We start from the raw sequence: 16,487 nt of genomic DNA on the forward strand, positions 1-16,487 counted from the left end.
TCACCGAAGGTAGTTGACCAGCGGAAATGGCGAGCAGCAGCGACTCCGGCGGCCTAAAATGATCAACGTGTCCGAACAGCACGCCCCGCGGTCCCTCATCGTCACGCTCTACGGCGCGTACGGCCGTTTCATGCCCGGCCCGGTACCCGTCGCCGAGCTGATCCGGCTCCTCGCCGCGGTCGGCGTCGACGCGCCCTCCGTACGCTCGTCCGTGTCCCGCCTCAAGCGGCGCGGCCTGCTCCTGCCGGCCCGTACGGCGCAGGGCGCGGCCGGGTACGAACTCTCGCCGGAGGCCCGCCAGTTGCTCGACGACGGCGACCGGCGCGTGTACGCCGCCGCCCCGCCCCCACACGACGAGGGCTGGATCCTCGCCGTGTTCTCCGTCCCCGAGTCGGAGCGCCAGAAGCGCCACGTCCTGCGTTCCCGGCTGGCCGGACTCGGCTTCGGCACGGCGGCTCCGGGCGTGTGGATCGCCCCGGCCCGCCTCTACGAGGAGACCCGCCACACCCTGGAGCGGCTGCGCCTCGATCCGTACGTGGACTTCTTCCGCGGCGATCACCTGGGCTTCGCGGCGACGGTGGAGGCGGTCTCCCGCTGGTGGGACCTGGCCGCGATCGCCAAGGAGCACGAGGCGTTCCTCGACCGCCACGCGCGCGTGCTGCGCGACTGGGAGAAGCGCGAGGACACCCCGCCCGAGGAGGCGTACCGCGACTACCTGGTGGCCCTGGACTCCTGGCGCCACCTGCCGTACACCGACCCCGGCCTGCCCGCCCACCTGCTCCCCGCCGACTGGCCGGGCGTCCGCTCGGCGGCCGTCTTCCAGGGCCTGCACGCCCGGCTGCGGGACGCGGGGGCGAGGTTCGCGGGGCTGTGATCTCTTCGGCGGACGCGGTGCCGGCGAGGCGGGGGCTCGTGGGGTCGGGGTGTTCGCGCTGTCGCACCTGAGTGCAACGCTGACGGCGGGGGAAGCGGGGACGGTCTCGGTCAACTCCCCAGGGTGAGACGGGGTTTGGGGTCGTCCGTGCGTCCGGTGCGCGGGCGTCGGCCGCCCGCACGATACTGCGCCGGCCAGACGACACCCGGCCCCTCGTACCCCTGCTCGGCCGCCGCGTGCAGGGTCCAGTTCGGGTCGTAGAGATGAGGGCGGGCCAGCGCACACAGGTCCGTACGGCCCGCCAGGATCAGCGAGTTGACGTCGTCCCAGGACGAGATCGCACCGACCGCGATCACCGGAACGCCCGTCTCGTTGCGGACGCGGTCCGCGAAGGGGGTCTGGTACGAACGGCCGTACTCCGGACGCTCGTCGGCCACCACCTGACCGGTCGACACGTCGATCGCGTCGGCGCCGTGGGCGACGAAGGCACGCGCGATCCCGACGGCGTCCTCCGCCGTCGTACCGCCGTCCGCCCAGTCCGTGGCCGAGATACGGACCGTCATGGGGCGTCCGTCCGGCCACACCTCCCGTACGGCGTCGAAGACTTCGAGGGGGAACCGGAGACGGGCGGCGAGCGGGCCACCGTACGCGTCCGTGCGGTGGTTGGTGAGCGGGGAGAGGAAGCCGGACAGCAAGTAGCCGTGCGCGCAGTGGAGTTCGAGGAGGTCGAAGCCGGCGCGGGCGGCTCTGCGGGCTGCTGCCACGAACTGCGCGCGGATCGCACCAAGTTGAGTGTGCGTCAGCTCGTGCGGAGTCTGGCTGCCTAGCCGGTACGGGATCGGGGACGCGGCGACCAGTGGCCAGTTGCCCTCCTCCAGGGGCTCGTCGATGCCCTCCCACATCAGCTTCGTCGAACCCTTGCGGCCGGAGTGGCCGAGCTGGACGCCGAGGGCGGTGCCGGGGGCCTGGGAGTGGACGAAGGCGGCGACGCGCTGCCATGCCTCGGCCTGTTCCTCCGTGTAGAGGCCCGCGCAGCCCGGGGTGATGCGTCCCTCCGCGCTGGCACACACCATCTCGGTCATCACCAGGCCGGCGCCGCCCAGCGCTCTCGCGCCCAGGTGGACGAGATGAAAGTCGCCGGGGACGCCGTCGGTGGCCGAGTACATGTCCATGGGGGACACGACGACCCGGTTGCGGAGGGTCAGTCGGCGCAGGCGGAAGGGGGTAAACATCGGCGGGGTGGCGGGTGGGCACCCGAACTCCCGCTCCACGGTGGCGGTGAAGCGCGGGTCGCGCAGCCGCAGGTTGTCGTGCGTGACGCGACGGCTGCGGGTGAGGAGGTTGAAGGCGAACTGGCGGGGCGGCTGGTCCAGATAGAGGGAGAGGTTCTCGAACCACTCCAGGCTGGCGCTGGCCGCCCGCTGCGTGGAGGCGACGACGGGCCGCCGCTCCTCCTCGTACGCCGCCAGCGCCTCGGCCAGGGTCGGCCGCTCCTCCAGACAGGCGGCGAGCGCGAGGGCGTCCTCGACCGCGAGCTTGGTGCCGGAGCCGATGGAGAAGTGGGCGGTGTGGGCGGCGTCCCCGAGAAGGACGACATTGCCGTGCGACCAGCGGTCGTTGACGACCGTACGGAACGTGGTCCACGCCGGTTTGTTCGCGCGCAGCGGCCGTCCGCCGAGGGCGTCCGAGAAGATCTTGGCGCAGCGTTCGACCGACGCGGAGATGTCCGGTCCGTCGAAACCCGCCGCCCGCCAGACCTCCTCCCGCATCTCGACGATCACGGTCGAGGTGTCGGCGGCGTACGGGTAGCCGTGCAGCTGCATCACGCCGTACTCCGTCTCCGCGATCTCGAAACGGAAGGCGTCGAAGGCGAAGTCGGCGGCGAGCCAGAGGTAACGGCAGCGGTGGTTGGTCAGCCGGGGGCGGAACTCCTGGGCGTAGGCCTCACGAGTGCTGCTGTTCACCCCGTCGGCGGCGATGACCAGGTCGTGCGTCTCCGCCAGCCACGCCGGGTACGGGGCCTCCGTACGGAAGCGCAGCTCGACGCCGAGTGAGCGACAGCGGGCGTGCAGGATCTCCAGGAGCCGGCGCCTGCCGAGGGCGGCGAAGCCGTGTCCGCCGGAGGTGTGGCGGGTGTCGCGGTGAACGATGTCGATGTCGTCCCAGCGGATGAAGTGCTGCTGCAGGGCCGCGTGGACCACGGGGTCGGCGTGTTCGATGCCGCCGAGGGTCTCGTCGGAGAGGACTACTCCGAAGCCGAAGGTGTCGTCTGGCGCGTTGCGTTCCCAGAGGGTGATCTGCCGATCGGGTCGCAGGCGTTTGAGGAGGGCGGCGGCGTAGAGGCCGCCGGGGCCGCCGCCGATGATCGCGATACGTGCGGGGTGGCTGGGCGTCGTCGGCGGGTGCGGGTTCGTGGCGGCTGGTCGCGCCCCGCGGCGGAGCCGCATATCGACAACGCCCCGCGCCCCTGGGTCCGGTGCCCCTGAGGTCGGCATGAAAGGTGAGGCCGACTTCATCGGCCGCGCCACTTCGGGGGGCGTTTTTCCGTGAACGCCGTGTGGAACTCCTGGTAGTCGTCGCCGGTCATGAGGAGGGCCTGGGTGGCGGCGTCCAGTTCCACGGCTGCCGCCAGCGGCATGTCCAGTTCGGCGGTGAGAAGGGCCTTCGTCTGCGCGTACGCGAGCGCCGGGCCCTCGGCGAGGCGGCGGGCCAGCGTCTGTGCGGCCTCGTCGGCACGGCCCTCGTCGGTCAGTTCGCTGACCAGGCCGATACGTTCGGCCTCGGGCGCCCGCACCGGCTCGCCGAGCATCAGCAGACGGGTCGCGTGGCCGAGCCCGACGACCCGGGGCAGGAGGTAGGCGGCGCCCATGTCGCCGCCGGAGAGGCCGACCCGGGTGAAGAGGAACGCGAAGCGCGCCGACGGGTCGGCGACGCGGAAGTCCGCGGCCAGCGCGAGCACCGCGCCGGCGCCCGCCGCCACCCCGTGCACCGCCGCGATCACCGGGAACGGGCACTCCCGTACCGCCCGCACGACCTGCCCGGTCATCCGGTTGAAGTCGAGCAGCTGGGCGGTGTCCATGGAGAGGGTGGCGCCGATGATCTCGTCGACGTCTCCGCCGGAGCAGAAGCCACGCCCCTCTCCGGCCAGCACCAGTGCCCGTACCGACCGCTCCCGGGACAGCTCGGCGAGCAGATCGCGCAGGTCGGCGTAGGCGCCGAAGGTGAGGGCGTTGAGTTTCTCGGGGCGGGCGAGGGTAACGGTGGCGACGCCGGTGGGGGCAAGGTCGACGCGGAGGTGATCCCAGGTGGAGGTGCGGGGGGTCGAGCCGGTGAAGGGACTCATGCGCGGCCTCCTCGTCGAGCGGGGGACGGCTTCCTACGAAGTTATCACTCATCTGTGACTGCCGTCACGAGTTCGCGATAGGGCGTCGCCATGTCAGGCGGCGAGCCGAGAGGCCTGTTCCGGTGATCCCGTCCCGTCACGAGGTGTCAATAGCGCGGTAACAGTGGGAGTGGTCGAGGGAGACGGGCCGTTGGCTGGGTAAGTCGAACGGTGAGCGGGACCGAAGGTCCCACCCGGCGCCCGACCAGCACCTCCGCCGGACCCCGCCGTACCCTTCCTATTGTTGAAAGCAGGACAGCCTGCTCCATGAACGGAACCGCCGTGCAAGAACTCCCCGCCCCCGCCTCCTGGCGTATCGCCCTGCCGCACACCGCCGCGGCGGTGCCTGTCGCCCGCGCGCTGGTCCGCACGGCTCTGACAGAGCTGGAGCACGCGGCGACGGACTGCGACACGGCGGAGCTGCTCACCGCCGAGCTGGTGGCGAACGCCGTGGAGCACACGGCCGGCGACGCGCCGATAGAGCTGGTGGTGGAGCTGCTGCCGACCAGCTGCCAGGTCGAGGTGCACGACCCCGACCCGACACCGCCGGGAAATCTGACGCGGCCACTGTCGGAGGAGCCGGATCCCTGGCAGGAACATGGCCGAGGTCTACTGCTGATCCGAACACTGAGCTCATCCTGCGGACACCGACCCACGGAGTCGGGCAAGGCGGTGTGGTTCCGGGTACCGGTGGTACCGGCACAGTGGCGCCGACAGTAGGCATTTCCAGCCCGTCCGGCGCTTGAGGACGAGCGCGTTCAGCGCGATAGGGGGGTCTGGGGGCGCAGCCCCCAGGAACGGGATGGGACGGGTAAGGGCGGCGGGGGCGAAGAAAAGCCCCCCTACGCCAGCGCAGCGACCAGCACAGCCTTGATCGTGTGCAACCGATTCTCCGCCTCGTCGAACACCACCGAGTGCCCCGACTCGAACACCTCGTCCGTGACCTCCAGCGACTCCAACCCGTACGTCTCGTGTATCTCGCGCCCCACCTTCGTCCCGAGATCATGGAACGCGGGCAGACAGTGCAGGAACTTCACGTCCGCGTTCCCGGTCGCCCGCAGGACGTCCATCGTCACCGCATACGGAGCCAGCGCAGCGATCCGCTCGGCCCACACCGCCTTCGGCTCCCCCATCGACACCCACACGTCGGTGGCGACGAAGTCGGCACCCCGGACACCCGCCGCCACCTCCTCGGTCAGCGTCACCCGCGCCCCGCTCACCTCCGCCAGCTTCCGCGCACCGGCGACGACGTCCGCGGCGGGCCAGTAAGCCTGCGGCGCGACGATCCGTACGTCCATGCCGAGCAGCGCGCCGGTGATCAGATACGAGTTGCCCATGTTGAAGCGCGCGTCGCCGAGGTAGGCGAAGGAGATCTCCTTCAGGGGCTTGTCGCTGTGCTCGGTCATCGTCAGTACGTCGGCCAGCATCTGGGTGGGGTGCCAGTCGTCGGTCAGGCCGTTGAACACCGGTACGCCCGCATACGCGGCCAGCTCCTCCACCGCCGCCTGACTGTCGCCCCGGAACTCGATCCCGTCGTACATCCGTCCGAGCACGCGCGCGGTGTCCTTCACGGACTCCTTGTGCCCGATCTGCGAGCCCGACGGGTCGAGGTACGTCGTCGAGGCCCCCTGATCCGCCGCCGCGACCTCGAACGCGCAGCGCGTACGCGTCGAGGTCTTCTCGAAGATCAGCGCGATGTTCTTCCCGGTCAGGTACCGCGTCTCCGTCCCTGCCTTCTTCGCCGCCTTCAGCTCGGCGGCGAGGCCGAGCAGCCCACGGAACTCCTCCTCGGTGAAGTCCAGCTCCTTGAGGAAGTGGCGCCCGGCGAGGGCGGTCGGGACGGTCGCCATGGGGGCACTCCAAGTGATCAGGCAGGGCGTACAGGACGTGAACGAATGGAAGTCTATACGACGCCTTACATTTCTATGCGGAAAGGTATTCGAGCTCAATTCTCAGAGTTCAGGTACTCGACCTCACCTGAACAAGCCCTACCGGGACGAGCCCGCCTTACGTCACCGCGTCCCGCTCCACCGGGCAGCTCATACAGCGCGGACCGCCCCTCCCCCGACCCAGCTCACTGCCCGGGATCTCTATCACCTCAAGGCCCTGCTTGCGCAGATGCGTGTTCGTGGTCGCGTTGCGCTCGTACGCGACGACCACGCCCGGCTCGACGGCGAGGACGTTGCAGCCGTCGTCCCACTGCTCACGCTCGGCCGCGTGCACGTCCTGGGTCGCGGTCAGGACGCGGATCTCACTCAGTCCGAGCGCGGCGGCGATCGCCCGGTGCATGTGCTCCGGCGGATGGTCGGTGACCTTCAACTCCTTGTCCCCGACGCCCGGTTCAATGGTGTAGGAGCGGAGCATGCCAAGTCCGGCGTACTGGGTGAAGGTATCTCCGTCGACCATCGTCATCACGGTGTCCAGGTGCATGAACGCGCGCCGCTTGGGCATGTCGAGCGCCACGATCGTCTCGGCCGAACCGGCGGCGAAGAGCTTGTGCGCGAGCATCTCGACCGCCTGGGGCGTGGTCCGCTCGCTCATCCCGATGAGTACGGCGCCGTTGCCGATGACGAGTACGTCCCCGCCCTCGATGGTGGAGGGGTAGTCCGCCTGCCCCTCCGACCAGAGGCGGAAGGTTTCGTCACGGAAGAGCGGGTGGTGCCGGTAGATCGCCTCGAAGTGCACGGTCTCCCGCTGGCGCGCGGGCCAGCGCATCGCGTTGATGGAGACGCCGTCGTAGATCCAGGCGGACGTGTCACGGGTGAAGAGGTGGTTGGGAAGCGGACCCAGGAGGAAGTCGTCCAGGTCCATGACATGGAAGCGGACGGACGTCGGCTCCGCGTGCTCGGCCAGAAACTCGCGCTTGGTGATACCGCCGATGAGCAGCTCGGCCAGCGCGGGGGCGGCCAGGTTCTCGAAGGCGGCCCGGAGATGGTCGGTGGCGAGCGGCCCGTACTCCTTCTCGTCGAAGACACGGTCCAGTACGAGGGTGCGGGCCGCCGGGATCGCCAGGGCCTCGGTGAGCAGGTCGCCGAAGAGGTGGACGGCGACGCCCCGGTCACGCAGGACGTCGGCGAAGCCGTCGTGCTCGGCGCGCGCCCGGCGCACCCACAGGACGTCGTCGAAGAGGAGAGCGTCCTTGTTGCTGGGGGTGAGCCTTTTGAGCTCTAGATCCGGCCGGTGCAGGATGACGCGGCGCAGCCGCCCGGCCTCGGAGTCGACATGGAATCCCATGTCTCCATCCTGACCACTCGGCACCTCGTTCACCCGCTGCTCGGCGGTTTCTGTGCGATAACCCTCCTCAACCTCTCCTCCCACCACTCCGCCATCTCGTCCCCTTGACGATAAGCGGGCGGACCGAATATCGTCTACATGACGACAAGGGGTGCGGAACGGCCTGCGAGCAGCGGCTCCCGCACCGGACGAGGGATGGACGACAGACACATGGCCGACATCACCCGGCGCCTCGGCTGGCGCCATCTGCGCGGCACGCCCACCGCCCACATCCGCCATCACCGCTCCGGCCGACTGACGCACGACGGACCCGGGCTCAGCTTCTGGTTCCGCGCCCTGACCGCCACACTCTCCGAAGTCCCGGTCGACGACCGCGAGTTGGCGATGACCTTCCACGCCCGTACATCCGACTTCCAGGACGTGGCGGTCCAGGCGACCGTCACCTACCGCATCAGCGACCCGGCCCTGGCAGCCACCCGCCTCGACTTCTCCGTCGACCCGGACACCGGCGTATGGCGGAGCGCGCCCCTGGAACAACTGGCGACGCTGCTGACGGAGACGGCCCAGCAACACGCCTTGGACGTCCTGGCCCGTACGGCACTGTCATCCGCGCTGGTCGACGGGGTGGCGTCGGTGCGGGAACGGGTCGCGGCCGGGCTGGCCGCCGAGCCGCGACTGCCGGCCACGGGCATCGAGGTCGTGGCCGTACGGGTGGTGGCACTGCGGCCGGAGCCCGAGGTGGAGCGGGCGTTGCGGACACCCGCCCGCGAACAGATCCAGCAGGAGGCCGACCGGGCGACCTACGAACGTCGTGCGGTGGCCGTCGAACGCGAGCGGACCATCGCCGAGAACGAACTGGCCAGCCAGATCGAACTCGCCCGAAGAGAAGAGCAGTTGGTCGACCAGCGCGGCACGAACGCCCGCCGGGAGGCCGAGGAGTACGCGGCGGCCGACGCCGTCCGGGCCGAGGCGGAGGCAGCGCGAGTGGTACGGCTCGCGGAGGCGGAGGCCGAGAGCGTACGCGGGGTGGGCGAGGCTCGGGCTCACGCCCAGACCGCGTGGCTGCACGCCCACGCCGACGCGGATGTGACCTTGCTGCACGCCCTGACAGGCACCCGGCTCGCCGAGAACCTGCCCCGGATCGACAGCCTGACGGTGTCACCGGACGTACTGACCGGCCTGCTCGCCAGGCTGGGCGGAGCACAGCAGTGAGCCTCGCTCCGCGGGCCGTTCTGGTCCATCGCACCACGGAGTACGAGGAGTTGGTGGCCCGGCACGGCACCCACGGCCAGGCCGCCTTCTTCCTGCGCTCCCGGGGACGGGACATCGAGGAGATCGCCGAACGCCATCACCGGGCCCGCCGCTCCATGGCGGAGGTGACGGCGGCGATTCCCCTGACCTGGCGTCAGACCCGGGTCGAGCGGGCCGACTTGGACCGCTTCCTCTTCGCTCCCGAGGACGTGGTCGTCGTGGTCGGGCAGGACGGGCTGGTGGCGAATGTCGCCAAGTACCTCGCGGGGCAGCCGGTTCTGGGCGTCGACACCGATCCTGGGCGCAATCCCGGGGTGCTGGTACGGCACCGGCCGGCGGACATGGCGGCTCTGCTGCCCGCGGTGCTCGCACGGGACACGGGCGTCGACGAACTCACCATGGTCGAGGCGGTCGCCGACGACACGCAGCGGCTGGTCGCCCTCAACGAGATCTACCTGGGAGCACCCGGCCACCAGACGGCCCGGTACCGCCTGAACCTCGACGACGACAGGGGTGCCGTCGAGGCCCAGGCCTCGTCCGGGGTACTGGTGGGCACGGGTACGGGGGCGAGTGGCTGGCTGCGGTCGGTGTGGCAGGAACGGGGCGCCGCCCTGCCCCTGCCCCGCCCCACCGACGACCGCCTGCTGTGGTTCGTCCGGGAGGCATGGCCTTCGCCGGTCACGGGAACGTCGCTGGTAGCGGGCGAACTGGCGATGGGCTCAGGCCTCCGGCTCACAGTCGAGTCGGAGCGGCTGGTGGCGTTCGGGGACGGGATGGAGGGGGATGCGCTGCAGTTGACGTGGGGGCAGACGGTACGGGTGGGGGTGTGCGGGGAGCGACTGCGGCTGGTGGGTTGACGGCACCTGACACCGGCGTTCGACGAGCGAGGTCCCTCCAGCCCAGGCCGGGTTTCCCACCCACCACCCGTTCACCGCATCTTCCCAGCGCAGGCCCGCACCCCCAGCCCGTCCGGCGTTTGAGGACGAGGCCCCTTCAGGGCCGACAGGGGGGTCTGGGGGCGCAGCCCCCAGGTACAGGATGGGACGGGTAGGGGCGGCGGGGGCGAGAAAACCCCCCACGCCCCCCTACAGCCGCGGATCCACCGGCTCCGACTCCAGCGCCAACACCCCGAACACCGCCTCATGCACCCGCCACAACGGCTCCCCCTCCCCCAGCCGATCCAACGCCTCCAACCCCAACGCGTACTCCCTGATCGCAAGCGACCGCTTGTGATTCAGGAACCGCCCCCGCAGCCGCGCGAGATTCTCCGGCCGCGTGTACTCCGGCCCGTAGATGATCCGCAGATACTCACGCCCCCGGCACTTGATGCCGGGCTGCACCAGCCGCCCCTTCCCGTCGCGCACCACTCCGCCCAGCGGCTTGACGACCATGCCCTCCCCACCCCGCCCGGTCATCTCCAGCCACCAGTCGACGCCCGCACGCACAGACTCCGCGTCCGCCGTGTCGACGTACAGCCGACGCGTCGTCTGCAGCAGACCCGTACCGTCGTGCTCCACCAGCCGGTCCAGCAGGGCCAGTTGCTCATCGTGCGGCAGACCCGCCAGGCTGCGCCCCTCGGTCGCCAGCACCTGGAAGGGCGCCAGACGGACCCCGTCCAACCCCTCCGTCGGCCAGCAGTAACGCCGGTAGGCCGCCGTGAACGCCGAGGCGTCCGAGGCCCGTTCACGCTGACGCGCAAGCAGGTCCCCCACGTCGATGCCCCGCGCCGCCGCACCCTCCAGCGCGGCCAGCGCCCCCGGGAACACCGCCCCGGAGGCGGCGCCCACGGCCGCGTACTGCGACCGCAGCAGCCCGGACGCCTTCAGCGACCACGGCATCAACTCGGCGTCCAGCAGCAGCCAGTCGGTACTCAGCTCCTCCCACAGACCGGCCCCGTCCGCCGCCACCCGCACCCGGCCGAGGATTTCCTCCGTCACCTTCGGGTCGTCGACGAACGGCCGCCCGGTACGCGTGTACAGCGCCCCCGCCAGGCCTTCGCCACCACTGTCCACCCCGAACCGCTTCCGAGCCACCTCGGCGTCGCGGCACACCAGCGCCACCGCCCGCGAACCCATGTGCTTCTCCTCGCACACGACCCGCTCGACCCCGTCCGCCCGGTACTGCTCGAACGCCTCGGCCGGGTGCTCCAAGTAGCCATCCTCCCGGGACGTCGCCGTCGGAGCCATCGTCGGCGGCAGGTACGGCAGCAGACGCGGGTCCACCGCGAAGCGGCTCATGACCTCCAGGGCCGCCGCCGCGTTCTCCTCCCGGACGGTGATCCGGCCCGCGTGGCGCGTCTCCACCACCCGGCGGCCGTGGACGTCCGCCAGGTCCAGCGGCCGGCCGTCGTGCCCGCCCGGCGCCTCCGACCGCAGCGGCCTGACCGGCTCGTACCAGACCTGCTCGGCCGGTACGTCGACCAGTTCCCGCTCCGGCCAGCGCAGCGCGGTCAGCTTGCCGCCGAAGACGGCACCCGTGTCGAGGCAGATGGTGTTGTTCAGCCAGGCACGAATGCCTCATCTGCGGTTCGGTCGCTCGGCGGTCGGCTTACGCCTCTCACCTGTGACGATGTAGTGAGACGAGTTGAGACGTGAGTAGATGGGCTGAGATTTCCCGCCCTCCCCTGAGGCTCCCCGCACGTCTCACTCCCCACCCACTCCCCGGGATCGGGACCCCGACGGGGCCGTCACCTGCACGAAAGGGCTAGGGGGATGCCTCGCCCACCCGGCCCGGTTCGTAGTCGCTCCCCGACCTTGCCGCCGCCTCGCGCTGCATGTCTTCCATGGCCATGACGCACTCCTGGCAGGCCCGAACTTCACGGTCGTCGTCGTCGCGGGGGTGGATGGTCTTCACGACGGTGGTGTCGATGACGCCTCGACCGGGATGCCGGAAGCAGATCGCCGGTCTCCACTCGTAGAGGTCGAGGATGTGCTGGCGGTCCATGCTGGGCCTCCCGTTGCTGACGGCGGATGGGGTGGGGGGGGTGTGGTGCTGCTTCCCGCTCTGCTCAACGGGACGCGCAGGTGGGAGGTGGTTCACACGATCGAGTGAACATGCGTTCGAATTCTGGACACTACATCTAGCCCTGCGGCATATGCCAGGCAGCCGCAGGGCTCACGCCTTCTGGAGATCGCGAAAAGCCTGATGCCACCAGGCTGACTTATGATCATGCAAGTCACAGCGTTTGACGGGTGCTCCCCTACCCCTCTGACGGCGATGACTGGCTACTGCACGAACGGCGCCGGATCGGCAGGCACATCCGGAACGCGCGCATAGACCACAGCCTCACGCAGGAACAGGTCTTCCTAGCGGCCTCGGTGAACCGGAGCTTCTACCAGCAGATCGAGGGCGGCGACGCGAACCCTTCCCTGGAGACGCTCCTACGTATCGCGCGGGCTATCGGCGTGACCATCTCCGAACTCCTCCGTGGCTGAAGGTGTGCGCGGCGACCCCCGCCAGCGCATCTGGAATGCGAGTCAATAACAGAACAGCCGGTAACGGAAGGTGTCGAGTGCATATATCCGAGCAGGCCCGGTGGCCAGCGAGAACCTCTCACCAGGTGTGATCCTTTGGCCAGAGATGCGCCTCGTCCGGTAGAGGTTCGCCGCCGGTCAGGGGAACCGACGGCGAACCCGGGCCGCCCGACACGGGGCGTACGAGGCGGCCCACCCCCGGCGGCCACGCCACGCAGCCAGCCGCCGAGGGAGTCAATAGGGGCTTCAGGCGCCGCGCTCCCGACTGGCCCATATACGGGTCATGATCCGCAACGCGTCCGGATCTATCACGTCGACGAGATCGGCATGCTCACGGTGCGCCCACACGGACCAGCCCGGCCCGGAACTACCCGGCTCGTACGCCACCTCGACCGCATCGTCAGGGTCGGTGATGAGCCCGTCGCAGTGACGGCACACATGCAGGACGCCGTTCATGGCCAGCGGGACCCGGACGTAGCGGTGATCGAACGGCGCCCGTTGTAGCCGTCGACATGCCCGCCACCATGGCCCGGTGAGAGAGTGCAGCGGCCCGACCCGTTCGGGTTCTGCCGCCAGCAGTAGCCGGCCGCGCGGCCCGCATCCAACGACCGCTGCCCGGCATCCTCGGCCGATGCCTGCCCGCGCGCCGTCACCGGTACTCCCTCGCCAGTCGTCGCAGCGCCATCCCTATGTCGCAGCTGCCCGCATCGGCGCGGCATCGCTCGCACGACGGGGCATGGCAGTTCAGGGTGTGGTGCGCCAGCGAGGGCATGGAAGCGCGGGAGGCGCGGGGGGACCAGCGCATCGGGACGCCCGTGCCCGCGTGAGGACTCACCCGTTCACCGAGGGCGACCGCGGTGGCCGGGGTGAGGGTGACGCCGCTCCACACGCAGTCGGCCCCGCGGGTCTGCGCATCCGTCAGCTTGCCGAGGTCAGGCAGGGTGAGTATCTCGAGCGCGTCGATCGTGGCGGCGACCGCTTCGACCGCGGCGGTGAATACCTCGTCGTCTCTGTCCACGTCTTCTCCCCGGGCGTCGCGTCGATGTGTGCTGCTCATCGACGCTAGACGCCCGAGGGTTACTGAAGGGGTACAGTCTGTACCCCTTTTCGTCAGACGACTCCGAGGCGGATCCCCAGCTCGATGAGATCCCCGCGCTTCCGAGTCCGGATCATCGTGCCGACCGTCTCCCGTACAGCGGCGTGCGCGCGCGTCGCCTGCGGGGCCAGGCGCTCCGCATCCAGGAACGCGGCCACCGCATGCTCACGCTGCCCGTTGTGGAAGTAGGCGCGCCCGCAGTCGATGTGGAAATGCGAGCGCCGCTCCCGCGAGTAGTCGGCCGGCAGTCGCACCTTCTCCGCCTGGGCCACCGCCTTGCGCCCGTCACCCATCTCGACGGGCAGGCTTACCGACCACAGCGCCGTGTTCGTGGGACCGAACTGCAACTGCCAGTCGTTGCGGTCCTCGCCGAGTTCGTCGGCCGCCTCCTGTGCTTTCGCCAGATGCTGCACCGCGGTCGTGCCGTCGGTTGCTCGAGCAGCGTTCAGGGACGCCTTCAGGTGGAACGCTCCCCGCAGCGATACCGTCTCCGGGCCTGGCGAGCGGATCGCACCCAGCTCGGTGAGTGCCTCATCAATGATATGGCCGGCCTCGTCGTGCTCGCCGATGGTGAGGAACTCGCCCGCGTCGTACCAGTGCGCGGCGAGGATGCGCAGCGGGTCGCCGGTCTCCCGGGACGCCCACAGGACCCGCTCCGTGGCGAGCGTCGCATCGCTCGAGTGGCCCAGCTTGTACAGGTACTGCATGGCGCACTCGTACGCCGACGCGAGAAGGCCGAACGCCCTCCGCTTGGCGTCGCCCGTCTCGAGGTCGGCGGCCACCTGAAGATCCCGCAGGAGTGCGGGAAGCTCAGCGCCGGCCTTCGTCAGGGCTGCGGCCTGGCGGTGGAGGTTCGCCTCGAGGACGCGCCGCTCGAGGTCGGCCAGGTCGACGGCCGCAGCCTCCGCCTCGGTAGGGCGTGCGGGCCGGCCGTGCCGGAGAAGGGCGCGGCGGACGGCGGCGACCGAGGCGACAGCATCCTGCCCGTCACGGTCTGCCTGGACGGGCACGTACGGGGCCCCGGTGATCTCGGTCGGGTGGCAGTCCAGGGCCTGCGCGAAGGCGAGGATCACCGCGGGCCGGTCGAGGCTGCGGCGCCCCTGCTCGAACTTCTTGACGGCCTCGAGGGAGTACCCGGATTCGGCGGCGAGGCGGCCCTGTGTCCAGCGGTGACGGTGGCGGAGTCGGGCGAGTCGCTGCCCGTTGCTCTCTGCGCCGGTGTGGATGTCGGTGGGAGTTGGCATACTGGTCTCCTGTTCCTTGCGTCCACTCGGAACGGTACGCCGATCGGCCGATGGTGTGCGCGGGTTGGGCCCTTACGGATCGCGGATCCGTGAGGGCCTTTCTCGTCGGAGGGCCATGAGTTTCTGGCCGGTCCGATCGATAAACTGTGGCCATGCCCCCGACCTTCGCCTCTACTGGCGTGCGCCCTGCTGCGGTCATCAACGAGCAGATCCGCGCCATCGTCAGAGGTGCCCGAAGCCGCCGGTGGACGCAGGCGGAACGCACCCTGTACGGGCTGCTGCTCGTGGAGTGGGAGACGGCGCGGCGGGCCGAGATTGTGGAAGCGGCGTAGTGCCGTCCGGGTCCCGCCGTCGGACGGCCGCCAGCCCCGCACTGCCCGCCGTCAGCGGGTGTGCCCACGGTGACCCGAAGGACTGACGCTCAGGGCGCGTGCTGCGCAGTCACGCACGGGACGCCCCTACAGGAAGGGTACGCGCCGCACCATAGGATCCGCCCGTGACCACCATCGACTTCCCCGCCGACCTGCTGAACCTCGAACGATCCGCCTGGACCGCGATCCAGAACGGCACCCTCACCGTCGGGCAGGCGCGCGCCGTACACGACGGGATCGCCGCGTTCGCGGCTGGCAACGACCTCGCGCGGATCGATGTCGAGATGGGGGTGAAGCGGGCGGTGCGGCACGCCTAGGGCCCCGCGAAACGCTCGGTATCGAGGGATAGACCAGGCGGTGCGGCGCACTTCGAGGGCGTCGGTCTACGGGTCAGCGCAGAAAAGTGCATATCTGGCATTTATCGCGAATAGGGCTCGCAGGTGTGGGCACTCCGACCGGAGAACGCCCACTACCGAACGGAGCACACCGTGATCATCAAGAAGATGCACGACATGGGCATCCGCAGCGAACACGCCTACACCGCCGCCATGGCATCCATCGGCATCAGCATCTTCACCTGGATAGCCAGCCTCAAAGCCGAACCCGGCACCCACGCCGACCTCGCCCGCGCCGACAGGTGGGGCATCTTCGTAGGCGAATGGGCCCCCACCTTCTTCGGCCTCGGCGTCGCCCTCTCCCAGCATGAACAGCAAGACGGCACCCTCACCGCCAGCATCCACGACCTCCGGGAACAGAAGCAGGCCGGCTGACACACGCCAGCGCGCGCCCGCCCCAACACGGGGCGGGCGCCAAGAGGGGCCGCGCACACGAAAGCGGCCTCCGTCGCCCGCCCGAAGGCAGGGCGCGGAGGTCACGCGGCAGACGGCAGAACACCCCCGCCACCACCCCGTGAAGGGCGGCAGCGGGGGCGAGTTGGTGCGGTCACTCGTCGATGAACGGCGGCAGGACGGGTTCGATGAACAGGCCCGCGTACGGCACCGGAACCGGCTGCGGATCCAGGCGGCCCAACGCTTCGAGGGAGCGGGCATCCGCCGCGGTGTCGTCGCGGCGCGGGGGCCGGGCAGCGGCAGGTTCAGGCATGAATCACACTCCAGTTCGGTTGTACTCGTCCACCAGAGGATGCGGCGGATCAGGGTCAACGCCGGCATCCACCATCTGGCGGCGCCACCGGTCCATCGTCCACGAGCACGCCCGCAGGATCGACTCCACCCGAGACAGTCGCCCACGCAGCGCGCCGTTCTCCTCGTCGACCCGCTTCACCGTCGCCTCCAGCACAGCGAACTCCTGCGCCTTCGCCGCCGGCGCGGCCTGGATTGCTGCCGCCGTCCGGGTGCCCCGGTAGGTGAAGAACCCTGTCACGATCACACCTAGCACCGTGATGGCGGCCCCGATGATGCCCCAGATTCCGTTCACCCGGGTCTCCCCTCAGCCGCCTGGCCGAGGTTCCGGGGTGTACCGGCATCAGGCGGGACTCGTGACGCGCACCAGATGACCCCGCAGTGCGATGTGATGTACCAGGCGAACAGCCACAGGCCGCGCGG

Annotated in this window: 18 protein-coding genes and 1 pseudogene; 8 read left to right on the forward strand and 11 right to left on the reverse strand. The window is 70.1% G+C overall.

All coding sequences use genetic code 11. The features are described 5' to 3' along the window. The first annotated feature begins 58 nt into the window (after window positions 1-58). A complete protein-coding gene (locus QA861_RS09900) occupies window positions 59-874 on the forward strand; it encodes a PaaX family transcriptional regulator (RefSeq protein WP_334587858.1) in 816 nt (271 codons plus the stop codon). Between the two features lie 110 nt (window positions 875-984). On the opposite strand, the gene QA861_RS09905 is transcribed toward QA861_RS09900, so the two are convergent. Together QA861_RS09905 and QA861_RS09910 are read right to left on the reverse strand one after the other, a co-directional pair. Then, complete coding sequence (locus QA861_RS09905; RefSeq protein ID WP_443041469.1) at window positions 985-3,321, reverse strand: bifunctional salicylyl-CoA 5-hydroxylase/oxidoreductase; 2,337 nt, start codon at window positions 3,319-3,321, stop codon at window positions 985-987. Window positions 3,322-3,386: 65 nt separating this feature from the next. Continuing rightward, window positions 3,387-4,217, reverse strand: coding sequence for an enoyl-CoA hydratase family protein (locus QA861_RS09910; protein ID WP_334587860.1), 831 nt, complete (start codon window positions 4,215-4,217; stop codon window positions 3,387-3,389). A gap of 306 nt (window positions 4,218-4,523) precedes the next feature. Here QA861_RS09910 and QA861_RS09915 point away from each other — a divergent pair, with 306 nt between their 5' ends. Further along, the gene (locus QA861_RS09915) at window positions 4,524-4,976 is read left to right on the forward strand and encodes an ATP-binding protein (RefSeq protein ID WP_334587861.1); all 453 of its coding nucleotides are present in this window, start codon (window positions 4,524-4,526) and stop codon (window positions 4,974-4,976) included. A 122-nt stretch (window positions 4,977-5,098) separates the two neighbouring features. On the opposite strand, the gene argF is transcribed toward QA861_RS09915, so the two are convergent. Continuing rightward, window positions 5,099-6,106: an ornithine carbamoyltransferase gene (gene argF, locus QA861_RS09920; protein WP_334587862.1), complete on the reverse strand. Its 1,008-nt coding sequence runs from the start codon at window positions 6,104-6,106 to the stop codon at window positions 5,099-5,101. Window positions 6,107-6,263: 157 nt separating this feature from the next. Then, the gene (locus QA861_RS09925) at window positions 6,264-7,490 is read right to left on the reverse strand and encodes an arginine deiminase (RefSeq protein WP_334587863.1); all 1,227 of its coding nucleotides are present in this window, start codon (window positions 7,488-7,490) and stop codon (window positions 6,264-6,266) included. 210 nt (window positions 7,491-7,700) lie between these two features. Here QA861_RS09925 and QA861_RS09930 point away from each other — a divergent pair, with 210 nt between their 5' ends. Together QA861_RS09930 and QA861_RS09935 are read left to right on the forward strand one after the other, a co-directional pair. Beyond that, on the forward strand, window positions 7,701-8,702 hold the full coding sequence (locus QA861_RS09930) for an SPFH domain-containing protein (protein ID WP_334590504.1): 1,002 nt from the start codon (window positions 7,701-7,703) through the stop codon (window positions 8,700-8,702). After that, window positions 8,699-9,598 (forward strand): NAD(+)/NADH kinase, encoded by a 900-nt coding sequence (locus QA861_RS09935; protein ID WP_334587864.1) that lies wholly within the window; start codon window positions 8,699-8,701, stop codon window positions 9,596-9,598. Before QA861_RS09930 ends, QA861_RS09935 begins: the two co-directional genes overlap by 4 nt. A 228-nt stretch (window positions 9,599-9,826) precedes the next feature. Here the strand turns inward: QA861_RS09935 and QA861_RS09940 are convergent. After that, window positions 9,827-11,245 (reverse strand): annotated as a pseudogene (locus QA861_RS09940) (polynucleotide kinase-phosphatase); the annotation flags it as partial. Between the two features lie 199 nt (window positions 11,246-11,444). Further along, window positions 11,445-11,684: a hypothetical protein gene (locus QA861_RS09945; protein ID WP_334587865.1), complete on the reverse strand. Its 240-nt coding sequence runs from the start codon at window positions 11,682-11,684 to the stop codon at window positions 11,445-11,447. Window positions 11,685-11,932: 248 nt separating this feature from the next. Here QA861_RS09945 and QA861_RS09950 point away from each other — a divergent pair, with 248 nt between their 5' ends. Next, window positions 11,933-12,175 (forward strand): helix-turn-helix domain-containing protein, encoded by a 243-nt coding sequence (locus tag QA861_RS09950; RefSeq protein WP_334587866.1) that lies wholly within the window; start codon window positions 11,933-11,935, stop codon window positions 12,173-12,175. Window positions 12,176-12,460: 285 nt separating this feature from the next. Here the strand turns inward: QA861_RS09950 and QA861_RS09955 are convergent, their stop codons facing one another. The 3 genes from QA861_RS09955 to QA861_RS09965 form a co-directional block, all read right to left on the reverse strand. Beyond that, entirely contained in the window at window positions 12,461-12,670 is a 210-nt protein-coding gene (locus QA861_RS09955) for a hypothetical protein (protein ID WP_334587867.1), read from the reverse strand. A 193-nt stretch (window positions 12,671-12,863) separates the two neighbouring features. Next, on the reverse strand, window positions 12,864-13,232 hold the full coding sequence (locus QA861_RS09960; RefSeq protein WP_334587868.1) for a hypothetical protein: 369 nt from the start codon (window positions 13,230-13,232) through the stop codon (window positions 12,864-12,866). Window positions 13,233-13,324: 92 nt separating this feature from the next. After that, window positions 13,325-14,554 (reverse strand): helix-turn-helix domain-containing protein, encoded by a 1,230-nt coding sequence (locus tag QA861_RS09965; RefSeq protein ID WP_334587869.1) that lies wholly within the window; start codon window positions 14,552-14,554, stop codon window positions 13,325-13,327. A 152-nt stretch (window positions 14,555-14,706) separates the two neighbouring features. Between QA861_RS09965 and QA861_RS09970 the strand changes: the two genes are divergently transcribed. From QA861_RS09970 to QA861_RS09980, 3 genes are all read left to right on the forward strand, one after another. Next, entirely contained in the window at window positions 14,707-14,886 is a 180-nt protein-coding gene (locus QA861_RS09970; protein ID WP_334587870.1) for a hypothetical protein, read from the forward strand. A 164-nt stretch (window positions 14,887-15,050) separates the two neighbouring features. Beyond that, entirely contained in the window at window positions 15,051-15,242 is a 192-nt protein-coding gene (locus QA861_RS09975) for a hypothetical protein (protein ID WP_334587871.1), read from the forward strand. Between the two features lie 171 nt (window positions 15,243-15,413). Continuing rightward, the gene (locus QA861_RS09980; RefSeq protein ID WP_334587872.1) at window positions 15,414-15,695 is read left to right on the forward strand and encodes a hypothetical protein; all 282 of its coding nucleotides are present in this window, start codon (window positions 15,414-15,416) and stop codon (window positions 15,693-15,695) included. 172 nt (window positions 15,696-15,867) lie between these two features. On the opposite strand, the gene QA861_RS09985 is transcribed toward QA861_RS09980, so the two are convergent. Together QA861_RS09985 and QA861_RS09990 are read right to left on the reverse strand one after the other, a co-directional pair. Further along, the gene (locus tag QA861_RS09985) at window positions 15,868-16,026 is read right to left on the reverse strand and encodes a hypothetical protein (protein ID WP_334587873.1); all 159 of its coding nucleotides are present in this window, start codon (window positions 16,024-16,026) and stop codon (window positions 15,868-15,870) included. Window positions 16,027-16,029: 3 nt separating this feature from the next. Beyond that, the gene (locus QA861_RS09990) at window positions 16,030-16,359 is read right to left on the reverse strand and encodes a hypothetical protein (RefSeq protein ID WP_334587874.1); all 330 of its coding nucleotides are present in this window, start codon (window positions 16,357-16,359) and stop codon (window positions 16,030-16,032) included. Window positions 16,360-16,487 lie beyond the last annotated feature (128 nt).

Source organism: Streptomyces sp. B21-083 (genome assembly GCF_036898825.1).
Lineage (GTDB): Bacteria > Actinomycetota > Actinomycetes > Streptomycetales > Streptomycetaceae > Streptomyces.